Source organism: Peptacetobacter hiranonis (assembly GCF_008151785.1).
Taxonomy (GTDB): domain Bacteria; phylum Bacillota; class Clostridia; order Peptostreptococcales; family Peptostreptococcaceae; genus Peptacetobacter; species Peptacetobacter hiranonis.
The window spans coordinates 2,201,564-2,215,948 of record NZ_CP036523.1 but is presented as its reverse complement, the minus strand read 5'-3'; the positions used below and the strand labels follow the sequence as shown (position 1 = coordinate 2,215,948).

13 protein-coding genes are annotated in these 14,385 nt (G+C 31.5%); all 13 read left to right on the top strand.

Annotated elements, in window-relative coordinates; translation table 11 throughout:
• Positions 1 to 3: 3 nt before the first annotated feature.
• The 13 genes from KGNDJEFE_RS10315 to saoT all read left to right on the top strand — a co-directional run bounded on the left by KGNDJEFE_RS10315 (position 4) and on the right by saoT (position 14,382).
• Positions 4 to 1,758 carry a B12-binding domain-containing radical SAM protein gene (locus KGNDJEFE_RS10315; RefSeq protein WP_040410623.1) on the top strand — a complete coding sequence of 585 codons (1,755 nt, stop codon included), beginning with the start codon at positions 4 to 6 and terminating at the stop codon, positions 1,756 to 1,758.
• Positions 1,759 to 1,790: 32 nt separating this feature from the next.
• The gene (locus KGNDJEFE_RS10310; protein WP_006440671.1) at positions 1,791 to 2,936 is read left to right on the top strand and encodes a tetratricopeptide repeat protein; all 1,146 of its coding nucleotides are present in this window, start codon (positions 1,791 to 1,793) and stop codon (positions 2,934 to 2,936) included.
• Positions 2,937 to 3,285: 349 nt separating this feature from the next.
• The gene (locus KGNDJEFE_RS10305; RefSeq protein WP_006440672.1) at positions 3,286 to 3,960 is read left to right on the top strand and encodes a YczE/YyaS/YitT family protein; all 675 of its coding nucleotides are present in this window, start codon (positions 3,286 to 3,288) and stop codon (positions 3,958 to 3,960) included.
• Between the two features lie 47 nt (positions 3,961 to 4,007).
• A complete protein-coding gene (locus tag KGNDJEFE_RS10300) occupies positions 4,008 to 4,913 on the top strand; it encodes a bifunctional enoyl-CoA hydratase/phosphate acetyltransferase (protein ID WP_006440673.1) in 906 nt (301 codons plus the stop codon).
• A gap of 159 nt (positions 4,914 to 5,072) precedes the next feature.
• Complete coding sequence (locus KGNDJEFE_RS10295) at positions 5,073 to 6,749, top strand: formate--tetrahydrofolate ligase (RefSeq protein WP_006440674.1); 1,677 nt, start codon at positions 5,073 to 5,075, stop codon at positions 6,747 to 6,749.
• Positions 6,750 to 6,854: 105 nt separating this feature from the next.
• Entirely contained in the window at positions 6,855 to 7,364 is a 510-nt protein-coding gene (locus tag KGNDJEFE_RS10290; RefSeq protein WP_006440675.1) for a YcxB family protein, read from the top strand.
• A gap of 20 nt (positions 7,365 to 7,384) precedes the next feature.
• Positions 7,385 to 7,903, top strand: coding sequence for a YcxB family protein (locus KGNDJEFE_RS10285; protein ID WP_006440676.1), 519 nt, complete (start codon positions 7,385 to 7,387; stop codon positions 7,901 to 7,903).
• Between the two features lie 194 nt (positions 7,904 to 8,097).
• The gene (locus KGNDJEFE_RS10280; RefSeq protein WP_006440677.1) at positions 8,098 to 8,520 is read left to right on the top strand and encodes a beta/alpha barrel domain-containing protein; all 423 of its coding nucleotides are present in this window, start codon (positions 8,098 to 8,100) and stop codon (positions 8,518 to 8,520) included.
• A gap of 292 nt (positions 8,521 to 8,812) precedes the next feature.
• Positions 8,813 to 9,304 (top strand): acetolactate synthase small subunit, encoded by a 492-nt coding sequence (gene ilvN, locus KGNDJEFE_RS10275; RefSeq protein ID WP_006440679.1) that lies wholly within the window; start codon positions 8,813 to 8,815, stop codon positions 9,302 to 9,304.
• 33 nt (positions 9,305 to 9,337) lie between these two features.
• Entirely contained in the window at positions 9,338 to 10,354 is a 1,017-nt protein-coding gene (gene ilvC / locus KGNDJEFE_RS10270; protein WP_006440680.1) for a ketol-acid reductoisomerase, read from the top strand.
• 76 nt (positions 10,355 to 10,430) lie between these two features.
• Entirely contained in the window at positions 10,431 to 12,095 is a 1,665-nt protein-coding gene (ilvD, locus tag KGNDJEFE_RS10265; protein ID WP_006440681.1) for a dihydroxy-acid dehydratase, read from the top strand.
• A gap of 18 nt (positions 12,096 to 12,113) precedes the next feature.
• On the top strand, positions 12,114 to 13,799 hold the full coding sequence (ilvB, locus tag KGNDJEFE_RS10260; RefSeq protein WP_006440682.1) for a biosynthetic-type acetolactate synthase large subunit: 1,686 nt from the start codon (positions 12,114 to 12,116) through the stop codon (positions 13,797 to 13,799).
• Positions 13,800 to 14,112: 313 nt separating this feature from the next.
• Positions 14,113 to 14,382, top strand: a complete 270-nt coding sequence (saoT, locus tag KGNDJEFE_RS10255; RefSeq protein WP_242649227.1) for a thioredoxin-like (seleno)protein SaoT — start codon at positions 14,113 to 14,115, stop codon at positions 14,380 to 14,382.
• The last annotated feature ends 3 nt before the right edge of the window (positions 14,383 to 14,385 follow it).

Sequence of the window (14,385 nt, the reverse complement as noted above, 5' to 3'; positions counted from 1 at the left end):
TTTTTGAAGATATTACTTACAACCCTTAACTCTAAATTTATTCATACAAATTTAGCGATAAGATATTTAAAAGAATTTGCAAAAGATGTACAGGAAACAGAAATAAGAGAATATACGATAAATAATCAGGCTGATTATATTTTAAAGGATATATACAAAGGTGGATATGATGCTGTATTTTTCTCTGTATATATTTGGAATGTTGTAGATATAATGAGCCTTTGCGAAAATTTAAAAAAGGTTATGCCTAATTTAATAATAGGTTTAGGTGGACCTGAGGTTAGTTACGACAGCGAAAACTTAATGAAAGAGCATAAATTTATAGACTATATTCTTTATGGCGAGGGTGAGGTTACATTTAGAGATGTTTGCTTAATGTTAAACGGCAAAATGAATGCAGCTGATATAAAAGGTCTTGTTTGGAGAGATGGAGAAAAAGTTGTAGTTAATGAAGAAAGACCTTATCTACAGGATTTAGATTTAATCCCTAGTCCATATGATAATATGGATCCTAAAGAATACGAAAATAGAATAGTTTACTATGAATCTTCAAGAGGATGTCCATTTAACTGTCAGTACTGCCTATCATCAGCAATTAAAGGTCTTAGATATTTTAGCTTGGATAGAGTTAAAAAAGATTTAAAAAATCTTATAGATGCCAGAGTTGCACAGATAAAGTTTATAGATAGAACATTCAATGCGAAGAAAAAAACTGCTATGGATATAATGAAATTCCTTATGGAAAATGATAATGGATTTACGACATATCATTTTGAGGTAACTGCTCATTTAATTGACGATGAGATGTTGGAATTCTTAAAAGACTGTAAGCCAGGTTTATTCCAGTTTGAAATAGGTGTTCAGTCTACAGACCAAAATGTACTTGAGGCATGTGGAAGAAAAGACGATTTTGTAAAATTATCTAAAGTTGTAAAACAGATAGAATCTTATAAAAATATACATCAGCACCTAGATTTAATAGCAGGTTTACCTTATGAAGGGTACAAAGGGTTTGAAAAATCATTTAATGATGTATATAATTTAGAAATCGAGCAGCTTCAGCTAGGATTTTTAAAGATGATTAAGGGAACTGGAATAAGAAAAATGGCTGATATGCATGGTTTTGAGTATAAATCATATCCTCCTTACGAGGTATTATCTAATAAATATATTTCTTATGGAGAAATATTAAAACTAAAAGATATAGAGGAAATGGTTGAAAGATACTACAACTCAGGAAACTTTAAAATGTCTATGGAATTTATTGTAAAGAGATATTATAGAGAGTCTCCATTCAAATTCTATGAAGAATTTGCTGAGTACCACGACTCAAATGGGTACTTTGATGCAGGTCAGGGAAAAAATCAGAACTATAAAATTTTATTAGATTTTTATGAAGAAAGAATTGGAGAGGATATAGAATTATTTAGAGATATTCTAAAATACGATTATGTATCTCTTGGAAAAACTAGCAATGTACCAGATTTCTTTGTTAGAAATTATCCTGAGGACTTTAAAAATAGATGTCATGTATTCCTTCAGGATGATGATAATGTTAAGAAGTATATTCCAAAACACTTCGATACTCCAGCTAAAATGATAATAAAATATGTTCAGTTTGAGCCATTTAGATACGATGTAGAGGCATTAAAAGAAAGTATTATGATAAATCCTGAAAAGATTGACAATATAGTGATGTTCGATTATGATATTTCAAAGATATTTGAAAAATCTCTATCCTATAGAGTGGAAATTTAGTTGAATATACAAAAAAGGAAAGGTGAATAAATATGAAATATAAAATAGAAAAATACCTTCTTAAAAAGACAGATGAGCTTGCTTTTATAACTCTGAAAGCAGACGGAGATTTTAAGATAAAAGGATATGATATTCCAGCAGAAGGGCTTGACGTTCCAATAAAAAATGAGGTTCTTGTAAAAGGAATAAAAGACAAAACTGCTCAGGAAAGCTTAAACTCTATGTCTATAGCAGATGCAATGATTTATATAATGGGGATAGATTCTACATTCAAATACAATGAAGAATACGATAAATTTATAGAAGCACTTGCTAAGGGATTAGATTTAGATTTAAAAGCATATATGGGATATATGTCTAATAAATACTTTGAAATAGGTGAATACACAGATTCATTAATATATATGAAATCATTAGTAAATAAATATCCAGAAGATGTAAATGGATTATATCACTATGCTATAATTTGTCAGCAGATAGCAGAACAGTATAAAAAAGATGAAGATGCAAAAGCTGTAAATGACTTTTTACTTGATGCACTTGATAAATTAGAAAGAGTAATAAATATAGATCCAAACTTTGGTCTAGCTTATTATCAGTTAGGATATCATTACTACAATCAGGACCAGTATATAAAATCTAAATTAACTTGGGAAGAAGCTTTAAAATTAGACTTAGATGATGATATAGTAGCCGAAATTCAAGATAATTTAGGTAAGATGGACTATAAAGTTCAGTATGAAGAAGGGTATACTCTAGTTCTTTCTGGAAAATGTGAAGAAGGATTAGAAAAACTTCTTCCATTAGAAGATGAATTTCCAGATTGGTGGAACTTATTATTTATGATAGCACTTGGATATAAAGGTATGGCTGATATTGAAAATGCCCAGAAATACTTTGAAAAAATATTAGTGTTAAGACCAACTCAGGTTGATACTCTTGTTGAAATGGGACTTTTAGAAGCTCAGAAATACAACCTTGAAGGAGCTATAGAATACTTTGAAAAAGCTGCTAAGCTTAGAAAAGAAGACCCAGAGATACTTTGTAATCTAGGAATGGCATATTTCAACAATGGAAATATGGATGATGCAGCTTACTACATAGAAAGAGCTTATGAACTTGATCCAATGGATGAGGTTACAAATGCTTGTTTAAGAGAATTAAATAAATATAGATAAAAAATTAATATTAAAAACAAAAAATAATAACTATTTTCGCCTCCAGGCTTCGATGGATGACTGAAATCCTTGAAAAATCAAGGAATTGTCATCCATCTGCAGATTGTCGTGCGATAAATAGTTATTATTTTTTTGTTTACAGTATTAAACTTATCTATATTTATTGTTAATTCTCTTAAACAAGCATTTTGTATAATGAGAGTAGGAAATATTTATAAATCCTGAAAATGTTTAATCATTTTTGAGTTTTATAAATAAATCATCGTATATTTTTTCTTGTAATTTACTTATTTACGAAAAAGTTATAAACTTATATTAGTAGAATTTTTTTAGGGAGAGGGTAGAGATTTTGGAAAAGGCTAAGAATAGTGAGAGAGTGAGTTTGTTTAGGCTCATTAGGTTATTTGCAGGATTTTTTATAGGTGCTACAGGTACGGTATTTATGATAAATGCAAATATTGGTGTTGCACCATGGGATGTGTTGCATATAGGTATTTCTCAAATGTTAGGAATTACTATAGGTCAGGCGTCTATTATGGTTTCTCTGTTGGTTATAATTTTGGACCAGATATCTGGAGAGTATATTGGATGGGGAACTGTTTTAAATATGATATTTTTTGGATTGTTCATAGATTTAATAATGTACTTAGATTTTGTTCCTCATACTAGTGGATTTTTAATGAGTGTTTCAATGGTAATAATAGGTCTTACACTACTTTCTATATGTATGTGGTGGTATATAGGAGCTGGAATGGGCTCAGGTCCGAGAGATGGTATGATGCTTTTATTCCATAGAAGAACAGGAAAACCTATTGGACTTATAAGAAGTTGTATAGAAGTAATAGTATTAATTATAGGGTACTTCCTTGGAGGACCTGTTGGAGTAGGGACTCTTTTAAGCGCATTTGGAATGGGTGTTGTTATGCGGATTGTTTTTAAAATAGTAAACTTTGATGCAAAAGAAGTAAAACATCAGTATATAGAATTTTTAATTTCTAAGGAAAAAAGAGAGAATATAGGATAAAATATTTTTAAAATATTTATTATAAAAATACATCTGGAGGTGGAGCGATGATAAAAAAATTAGACGATATTTTTAATGAGCTAAAATCGTGTGATAAAAAAGCTGTTCTTTCTGTTGCAGCTGCACATGACGAAGAAGTATTACTAGCTGTTAAAGACGCTTGTGAAATGGATATTATAAAAGCTATTCTTATTGGGGAAGAAGATAAGATTAGAAAAATAGCTAGTGAAATCAATTTTAATTTAGATAATGTAGAAGTTATCGATGAGAGTGATTTAAAACTGTGCGCTGAAAAGGCTGTAAAATTAGTATCATCTGGTAAAGCTGATTATGTTATGAAAGGCTTACTAGATACTTCTATTATATTAAAAGAAGTGTTGAATAAAGAATATGGACTTAGAACTGATAGTTTACTAAGTCATGTTATGATTTATGAGGTACCATCATACCACAAACTTTTAATTCTTACTGATGGTGGAATGAATATAGATCCAGATGTATCTCAGAAAAAGAAAATAGCAGATAATGCTATAAAAGCTGCAAAATCTCTAGGAATAAACACTGTAAAAGTTGCTTGTTTAGCAGCTAAGGAAAAAGTAAATCCTAAGATGCAAGCTACATTAGATGCAGACGAACTGAAATCTATGTGTAAGGATGGAATGTTCGGAAAAGGGGTTGTTGTTGAAGGACCAATAGCATTTGATTTAGCTGTTTCTGAAGAAGCATGTAAAATAAAAGGATATGAGAGTGAAGTAGGTGGAGATGCTGATATTTTACTTGTTCCAACTATAGAAACAGGTAATGGGATAGGTAAAGCGCTTACATATATGGCAAATGCTAAGTCTGCTGGTATAATTATGGGTGCAAAGGCTCCAGTTGTACTAGTTTCAAGGGCTGATACACATGAGTCTAAATTATATTCTATAGCATATGGAGCTATAGCTACAAAATAGAACTACAACGACTATTAAACAATATGAAAAATATAATAACAAGAATGATTTTGAAAAAATACTTGAAATTATTCGTGTTTTTGAATATAATCTAAATATAGGAACGTAAAAAAATATTTTTATCTATAAAATCAAAATTATTAGTTGGAGGGAATTAACATGGGATTCAAATCTGATATCGAAATAGCACAGGAGGCTAAACCTTTAGACATAAGAGAGGTTGCTAAAAAAGTTGGTCTTTCAGAAGACGATATAGAACTTTACGGAAAATATAAAGCAAAAGTTGACTACAACTTATTAAAAAAAGATACAGGGAAAAAAGCTAAATTAATACTTGCAACAGCAATAAACCCTACTCCAGCAGGAGAAGGTAAAACAACTACAACAATAGGTGTTGCAGATGCATTCTCAAGATTAGGGAAAAATGCATTAGTTGCTCTTAGAGAACCATCATTAGGACCAGTTTTCGGTATAAAAGGTGGAGCTGCAGGTGGAGGATATGCACAGGTAGTGCCAATGGAAGATATAAACCTTCATTTCACAGGTGACTTCCACGCAATAGGAGCTGCAAACAACTTATTAGCTGCAATGCTTGACAACCACATACATCAGGGAAATGCTCTTAACATAGATACAAGAAGCATAACTTGGAGAAGATGTGTAGACATGAACGACAGACAGCTTAGAAATGTTGTAGACGGATTAGGAAGAAGAGTAGACGGTGTAACAAGAGAAGATGGATTCGATATAACAGTTGCTTCAGAAGTAATGGCTGCTTTCTGTTTAGCAAATGATATAGCTGACTTAAAAGAAAGATTAGGTGACATAATAGTTGCTTATAACTACGATGGAGAACCTGTAACAGCTAGAGAATTAAAAGCTAATGGAGCTATGGCTGCATTATTAAAAGACGCATTAAAACCAAACTTAGTTCAGACATTAGAAGGAACACCAGCATTTGTACATGGTGGACCATTCGCTAATATAGCTCATGGATGTAACTCTGTTATAGCTACAAAAATGGCTATGCATTTCTCAGATTATGTATTAACTGAAGCAGGATTCGGTGCTGACCTAGGTGCTGAAAAATTCATAGATATAAAATGTAGAATGGCTGATTTAAAACCAGATGCAGTTATAATAGTTGCTACAATAAGAGCATTAAAATACAACGGTGGTGTAGCTAAAGATCAGTTAAATGAAGAAAACTTAGAAGCACTTGAAAAAGGTCTTCCAAACTTATTAAAACATGTAGAAAATATAACTAAAGTATTTGGATTACCAGCAGTTGTTGCTATAAATAGATTCCCAATGGATACAGAAGCTGAGCTTAAATTAGTAGAAGATAAATGTAAAGAATTAGGTGTAAATGTTGCATTATCTGAAGTTTGGGCAAAAGGTGGAGAAGGTGGAATCGAAGTAGCTAAAGAAGTTTTAAGATTAATAGACGAAGAAGAAAACAACTTCCAGTTCTGCTACGAAGAAGATCTATCAATAAAAGAAAAAATAAATGCAATAGCAACTAAAATATACGGAGCTGATGGTGTAGATTTCACTAAAGAAGCTGAAAAAGAAATAGCTAAATTTGAAAGATTAGGATTTAATAAATTACCAATATGTATGGCAAAAACTCAGTACTCATTAACTGATGACCAGACTAAACTTGGTAGACCAGAAGGCTTCAGAATAACAGTTAGAGACTTAACTGTATCAGCTGGTGCAGGATTTATAGTAGCACTTACTGGTGCTATCATGAAAATGCCAGGACTTCCAAAAGTTCCAGCAGCAGAAAGAATAGACGTTGATGAAAACGGAGTAATATCAGGACTATTCTAATTTAAAATTTGATTTGTAGATTGTTTAATAGATTCCCCGGATTTTTTAAAATTCGGGGATTTTTTATGTTATAATATACTATACTACGCAAAAAGAGGTGAAAATATGACAATCAGGACTAGAAATGAAATAAGCGAAAAAGATATGATAGAGGTTATGAAATTTGGAATTCCAAAATACTATTCTATAATGAGTTTATTCTTTGGTGTTTTTGGTATAGCTATGGGATTTTATGGAATAAATAAAGGTAAAACTTTTGCAGCAGTAGCTTCTATACTTCTTGCAATAGGTATACTTATTTGGAGATTCTATTATTTACCAGTTAAAATGGGTAAACGCCAGTATAGAGCTAAATTACAGGCTCAAGGCGGTAAAGAAATGGTTCAGAATGTAAACTTTTTTAATAACCATGCAGAAATGATAACAAGTGGATCAAAGATGATAAAATTAAAATATGCTGATATGCATATGATGAGAGAAACTAAGGATAAATTAGTAATAATCCTAGGAAATGATGTAGTTATGATAATCAAAAAAGACGGATTTAAAGAGGGAACAGTTCAAGATTTAAAAGATTTACTAATCCCTATAATTAATAATAATGAGGTTAAATAGTTATAACGGAGGATTGAAAATTGGCAAAATCAGAAATAATAAAAGCTAGAAATACTAGCTATATAACAAAAGAAGATTATGTAGAATCAGTAAAACTTTCTACAAATAGAAAGATAAAAACTGTAAGTATAGCGCTTAGTTTAGTGCTTGTAGTAGTAGGTGGATATGGTGCATTTACAGGAGCTATTGCATATGGACTAGCATTTGCAATATTCGGACTTGTTATGCTTGTATGGGAATTATTCATATCTTATAACGTACTTGGATCAAAAAGTTTTAAAAAAGTTGTAGAAGAAAATGGTACTGACAAAATAAAATTAAAAATAGACTTTTACAAGGACCATTTAGTATTAAACAATCAGAATGGATTAAAGTCAGAATTAAAATACAGAAAGATACAAAAAATGGGTAGAGGAAAGAATGTAGTTGTTTTAGTATTCAATAAAGACTATGCAGTTACGTTCAAAAAAGACGGTTTCACATATGGAGATTTTGAAACTGTAGAAGATTTAATATATACAGCAAGAGGTATGAAATAGGGGCAATAAGCCTCTATTTTTTTATATTTTAATAATTTTTTCATTAATAGAAAAATATTTTTTTATCAGAAAATTAAAATTTTACAGAAAAAAGTGTTGACTAAATTTTCAGAAAAAGATATTATATAAAGCAAGAAAAAAAGGCGCCATTTAAATTAAATGTTGTATATAAATTATAAAAGGAGGAAGGTAAAATGAAACAGCGCAAGTACAAAATAATAGACATAATAAAAATAGAAAACCGTACTTGTGCGGATTATGAAATTTCAGGACTAATTATTGAGGACAATCTCATACCAGTTGATTCAATAATTAATATTATAATACAGGGAATAAACGGTATAATAATAAGAATTTTTGATGAAATTAAAGATTTAAACAAAGCTATAATTTACATATGTAATTCAATAGCCATACGTAATAAAGAGATAGTTTTCAATAAAAGTAAATATGAAATTCAAAAAATAACAGTAGATAAGACCGAGATTGTGCAAAATTTAGCAAATGAGATTGCGACTAAATCAATATTTAATGGTTTGAGAGATTTTCACGAGCATAGAGGTCGATTATGCAATAGATGTATGCAAGGAGTTCATAGGTGTATTGAGTGCGGATAAAAGTATTACAAAAATCTGCCATAAAATATAGAAATGAATAAACTTGATGTTTATGTAGATAAAATTAGATTTATGTACATAAATTTTACAAAAATAGAAGGAGTCATTATGAGAACTTTTAATCATAAAATGATAGACGATAAAAAGTTGCTTCTACTGAATTAGCATTGTTTTGAGATGCTGATGAGTGGAGGCAACTTTATTTTTTTACAATAAAATAGAATATACTGTATACCTTGAGGTGTATACAGTATATAAATTCAATAAAAAATAAAAGAAAGAAGGATGGGATATGAGAAAACTCGTTTTATCTATACTGGCAAGAGATGGAGCAGGAGTTCTTACAAGAATTAGTGGACTGTTTGCAAGAAGAGGATACAGCATTCTTAGTATATCCTCTGGAGTAGCTGAGCAGAAAGGATTATCAAGATTGACTGTAGTTGCTCAAGGAGAGCCACAAATTCTTGAACAGATAGGGAAACAAGTTAAAAAACTTGAGGATATTTTAGAAGTAGATATTCTAGAACCTGAAAAATCTGTTTTAAGGGAGCTCGTAATGATAAAAATAAAGGCAGATCATAGTAAAAGACAAGATGTATCATCTATATCAGATATATTTAGAGCAAAAGTAGTAGATGTAGCAAAAGATTCGATGGTTTTAGAAGCTACAGGAGATAGTGTTAAGATAGATGGATTTATAGAACTTTTAAAAGAATTTGAAATCATGGAAATAGTAAGAACTGGACTATCAGCAATCAAAAGAGGATGCGAATATCAAAATTAAAAATAATAAATAATAGAAAAAGGAGATAGAAAAATGGCAAAAATATATTATATGGAAGAATGTAATCAGAAATTATTAGAAGGAAAAACAGTAGCAATAATAGGGTATGGTTCACAAGGGCACGCACATGCATTAAATCTTAGAGATAGCGGTGTAAAAGTAATAGTAGGACTTTATGAAGGATCTAAATCTTGGAAAAAAGCTGAAGAACAGGGATTTGAAGTATATACTTCTGCTGAAGCAGCTAAAAAAGCAGATATAGTTATGGTACTTATAAACGATGAATTACAGGCAAAACTTTATAAAAATGAAATAGAACCAAATCTTGAAGAAGGAAATATGCTTATGTTTGCTCATGGATTCAATATACATTTTGGACAGGTAGTTCCACCAGAAGGTGTAGATGTAACAATGATAGCACCAAAGGCACCAGGTCATACTGTAAGAAGTGAATATTGTGCAGGAAAAGGAACACCTTGCCTTGTGGCAGTGGAACAGGATGCTACAGGAAATGCAAAAGAATTAGCTCTTGCCTATGGAGCTGCAATAGGTGGTGCAAGAGCAGGGCTTCTTGAAACAACTTTTAAAACAGAAACAGAAACGGATTTATTTGGAGAACAAGCTGTATTATGTGGAGGGGTATGTGCACTAATGCAGGCAGGATACGATACTTTAGTAGAAGCAGGGTATGATCCTGAAAATGCGTATTTTGAATGTGTACACGAAATGAAACTAATAGTTGACCTTATATATCAATCAGGATTTGAAGGAATGAGATATTCAATATCTAATACAGCTGAATACGGAGATTATGTAACAGGTCCTAAAATAATAACAGATGATACAAAAGCTTCTATGAAAAAAATACTAAAAGATATACAAGATGGAACTTTTGCAAGAGAATTCCTTCTTGAAATGTCAGAAGCAGGAGGACAGGCTCACTTTAAAGCTATGAGAAAACTTGCAGTAGAACATGGTTCTGAAAAAGTAGGTAAAGAAATAAGAAAATTATACAGTTGGTCAGATGAAGATAAATTAATAAACAACTAATCAAGTTATAGACACTTCCAGCAGAAAAAATTATCTCTGCTGGAAATGTTCCAACTTATGAATACAGGAGGAAAATATGAAAAGTAATAATGTAAAAAAGGGAGTGGAAAGAGCTCCTCATAGATCTCTTTTCAACGCACTTGGCATGACAGAGGAAGAACTTAATAGACCGATAATAGGGGTAGTTAATTCATATAATGAAATAGTTCCTGGACATATGAACCTTGATAAAATAGCTGAAGCAGTTAAAAAAGGTGTATATATGGCAGGTGGAACACCGGTTGAAGTTCCGGCAATAGCAGTATGTGACGGAATAGCTATGAATCACACAGGAATGAGATATTCACTTGTTACAAGAGAATTAGTATGTGATAGTACTGAGTGTCTTGCAAGAGCGCATCAGTTTGATGGACTTGTAATGATTCCAAACTGTGACAAAAATGTTCCAGGACTTCTTATGGCAGCGGCAAGACTAGATATACCAACAATATTTGTAAGTGGAGGTCCAATGCTTGCAGGAAGAAAACTTGATGGAAAGAAAACTTGTCTATCAACTCTTTTTGAAGCTGTTGGTGAGTACAATGCAGGAAAAATGAGCATGGATAAATTGAAAGAATTTGAAGAAAAAGCATGTCCTACATGTGGTTCTTGTTCGGGAATGTATACTGCAAATTCAATGAATTGCTTAACAGAGGCTCTTGGAATGGGACTTAAAGGAAATGGAACAATACCTGCAGTGTATAGTGAAAGAATAAGACTAGCAAAACATGCTGGTATGAAAATAATGGAGCTTGTCGAAAAAGATATAAAACCTTCAGATATAATGACAGAAAGTGCGTTTAGAAATGCAATGGCAGTAGATATGGCACTTGGATGTTCTACAAACTCAATGCTTCATCTTCCAGCAATAGCATACGAAGCGGGAGTTGAACTTAATCTTGAAATAGCGAATGAAATAAGCCGGAAAACTCCAAACCTTTGCCATCTTGCACCAGCTGGAGATACTTTTATGGAAGATCTTAATGAAGCAGGTGGAGTGTACGCAGTAATGAATGAGCTAGATAAGCTTGGAATCCTAGATAAGGAATGTATGACAGTTACAGGATTTAATGTTGGAGAAAATATAAAAGAATGCGAAAATCTTGATACAAGTGTAATAAGACCAGTTGAAAATCCATACAGCAAAACAGGAGGAATAGCTGTATTAAAAGGAAATCTTGCTCCAGATAGCTGTGTTGTAAAAAAATCAGCAGTTGCGCCAGAAATGATGAAACATAAAGGACCAGCAAGAGTATTTGATGGAGAAGAAGAGGCAATAAAAGCAATAAGAACAGGAAAAATCAAAGCTGGTGATGTTGTAGTAATAAGATATGAAGGTCCAAAAGGTGGGCCAGGAATGAGAGAAATGCTTTCTCCAACATCAGAAATAGCTGGGATGGGACTTGATAAAGATGTAGCTCTTATAACTGACGGAAGATTTTCTGGAGCTACAAGAGGTGCATCTATAGGACATGTGTCACCAGAGGCTGCACTTGGAGGAACGATAGCATTTGTAAAAGATGGAGATATGATAGATATAGATATAGAAAATAATAGTATAGAGCTTCTTGTTTCAGAAGAGGAACTTGAAGAAAGAAGAAAGGGATTTGTACCAAAAGTTCCGAATGTGAGCGGTTATCTAAAAAAATACGCTTCAATGGTTACTTCGGCAAATACTGGTGCAGTCCTTAAAGTAAAATAAAGAGGATGGTGAAAATATATGAGGCTTAAAGGAGCAGATATGGTAATGGAATGCCTTTTAGAACAGGGAGTTGACACAGTATTTGGATATCCTGGAGGGGCAATACTTGAAATATATGATAGTTTATATAAATATAAGGATAAAATACAGTCAATACTTACATCTCATGAACAAGGGGCATCTCATGCAGCTGATGGATATGCAAAATCTACTGGAAAAGTAGGAGTATGTATGGCGACAAGTGGTCCTGGTGCAACAAATCTTGTGACAGGGATTGCAACTGCATTTATGGATTCAGTTCCTATTGTTGCAATAACTGCAAATGTTGGACTTTCATTTCTTGGAAAAGATAGTTTTCAAGAAATAGATATTACAGGAATTACAATGCCAATAACAAAGCATAACTTCATAGTCAAAAAAATAGAAGATCTTGCTCCTTCAATAAGAAAGGCCTTTAAAATAGCTAGAGAAGGAAGACCAGGTCCTGTGCTTATAGATATAACAAAAGATGTAACAGCAGGATACGGAGAATATGAAAGAGAAGAAATAGATACAGACTCAAATAAAGTATCGAATTTTTATAAAGAAGAAAATTATAATGAAAGTTTTGAAAAAGCAGTTGAGCTTATAGAAGAAAGTAAAAAGCCATTTGTATTTGTTGGCGGTGGTATAAAATCGTCTAACGCATCTGATGAGCTTAAAAAATTTGTAGAACTTATAGACGCACCTGTTACAGACTCGCTTATGGGAAAAGGTGCTTTTGATGGAAAAAGTAGTAGATATACTGGAATGTTAGGAATGCATGGGACAAAGGCCAGTAATCTTGGAGTAGCAGAATGTGATCTTCTTGTAGCAATAGGAACAAGATTTAGCGATAGGGTAATTGGAAATTCAGATGGATTTGCATCTAAAGCAAAAATAATACATATAGATATAGATGATGCAGAAATAAATAAAAATGTACTTGTAGATCTTGGGATAGCAGGAGATGCAAAATACGTACTTGAAAATCTTAATCTAATGTTGAAAAAACAAGACCATACAGAATGGATGAAGGAGATAGAAAATCTTAAAGATAAATATCCAATAAAATATAATAAAAATGTACTTACAGGTCCTTATGTAATCGAAAAAATAAAAGAATGCTTTGATGATAATACAATAATATGCACAGAAGTTGGACAAAACCAGATGTGGGCAGCTCAGTATTTTCATTATAATTCACCAAGACAGTTTGTAAGTAGTGGTGGTCTTGGAACTATGGGATATGGATTAGGTGCAGCTATAGGTGTAAAATATGGAAATCCAAAATCAAGAGTTATAAATATAGCAGGAGATGGATGCTTCAGAATGAATATGAATGAACTTGCAACAGCTTCAAGATACAATGTTCCAATAATACAAGTTATACTTAATAATAAAGTACTTGGTATGGTTAGACAGTGGCAGACATTTTTCTATGAAGGAAGATATTCTGATACAGTCCTTGACGATCAAGTTGATTTTTGTAAAGTTGCAGAAGGACTTGGTTGTAAAGCAGTAAGAGTTACAAAAATGGATGAATTAGAAAAAGCTCTTTTAGAAGCAGATTCATATAACGGTCCTTTTGTTATTGAATGTATGATACAGGAAGATGACAAAGTATTTCCTATGGTCGCTCCTGGCAAAAGTCTTAGAGATACTTTTGATCAAGACGATTTATAGAATACTAAATTAGATTTAAAAAAAGAAAAATAATTAATAATATAAATAATATATAAATCAAAGAATTCTTTGAATATTTAAAAATATTTGGAGGATTCTTTTTTTAGCAATAAATATTCCAATAAAATAATTATTAAAAAAAACTATATCAATAAAATTGTAATAGGAAATATCTATATATATTGAATATAAAAATTACATGAAGTAAAATATTCATGGAAAATTCATAAAAACTATAATCAAAAATAATTAAATAGTAAAAAACTATAGATTTGATTTATTGATTGATGAGTATGAATATCATATAGGAGGTATAAAATTGAGCGAAAAAATACTTGTAGAATTTATAAATACTTGACCAACATGCGATGAACACAGTGTGTTTGTAGAGAGTATGGGGGAAAAATACTCAGATAAAATAGACGTAAAACTTTATAGAGCTGGAAAAGATTTTTCATACATAAGAAAATACGGAATGATTACAAAAGGTACTTTGATAATAAATCAAAAGAAAAAATATGATAGTTTGAATAAAGCTAAAATAGAAAAAGCAATTTTAGATGCAATTGAGGAAAATAATTAAAGA

Excerpts from the sequence above, each read along its gene's own strand:
- KGNDJEFE_RS10310 (WP_006440671.1), top strand. The coding sequence starts at position 1,791 with ATGAAATATAAAATAGAAAAATACCTTCTTAAAAAGACAGATGAGCTT.
- KGNDJEFE_RS10300 (WP_006440673.1), top strand. The coding sequence starts at position 4,008 with ATGATAAAAAAATTAGACGATATTTTTAATGAGCTAAAATCGTGTGAT.
- KGNDJEFE_RS10295 (WP_006440674.1), top strand. The coding sequence starts at position 5,073 with ATGGGATTCAAATCTGATATCGAAATAGCACAGGAGGCTAAACCTTTA.
- KGNDJEFE_RS10290 (WP_006440675.1), top strand. The coding sequence starts at position 6,855 with ATGACAATCAGGACTAGAAATGAAATAAGCGAAAAAGATATGATAGAG.
- KGNDJEFE_RS10280 (WP_006440677.1), top strand. The coding sequence starts at position 8,098 with ATGAAACAGCGCAAGTACAAAATAATAGACATAATAAAAATAGAAAAC.
- ilvN (WP_006440679.1), top strand. The coding sequence starts at position 8,813 with ATGAGAAAACTCGTTTTATCTATACTGGCAAGAGATGGAGCAGGAGTT.
- ilvC (WP_006440680.1), top strand. The coding sequence starts at position 9,338 with ATGGCAAAAATATATTATATGGAAGAATGTAATCAGAAATTATTAGAA.
- ilvD (WP_006440681.1), top strand. The coding sequence starts at position 10,431 with ATGAAAAGTAATAATGTAAAAAAGGGAGTGGAAAGAGCTCCTCATAGA.
- ilvB (WP_006440682.1), top strand. The coding sequence starts at position 12,114 with ATGAGGCTTAAAGGAGCAGATATGGTAATGGAATGCCTTTTAGAACAG.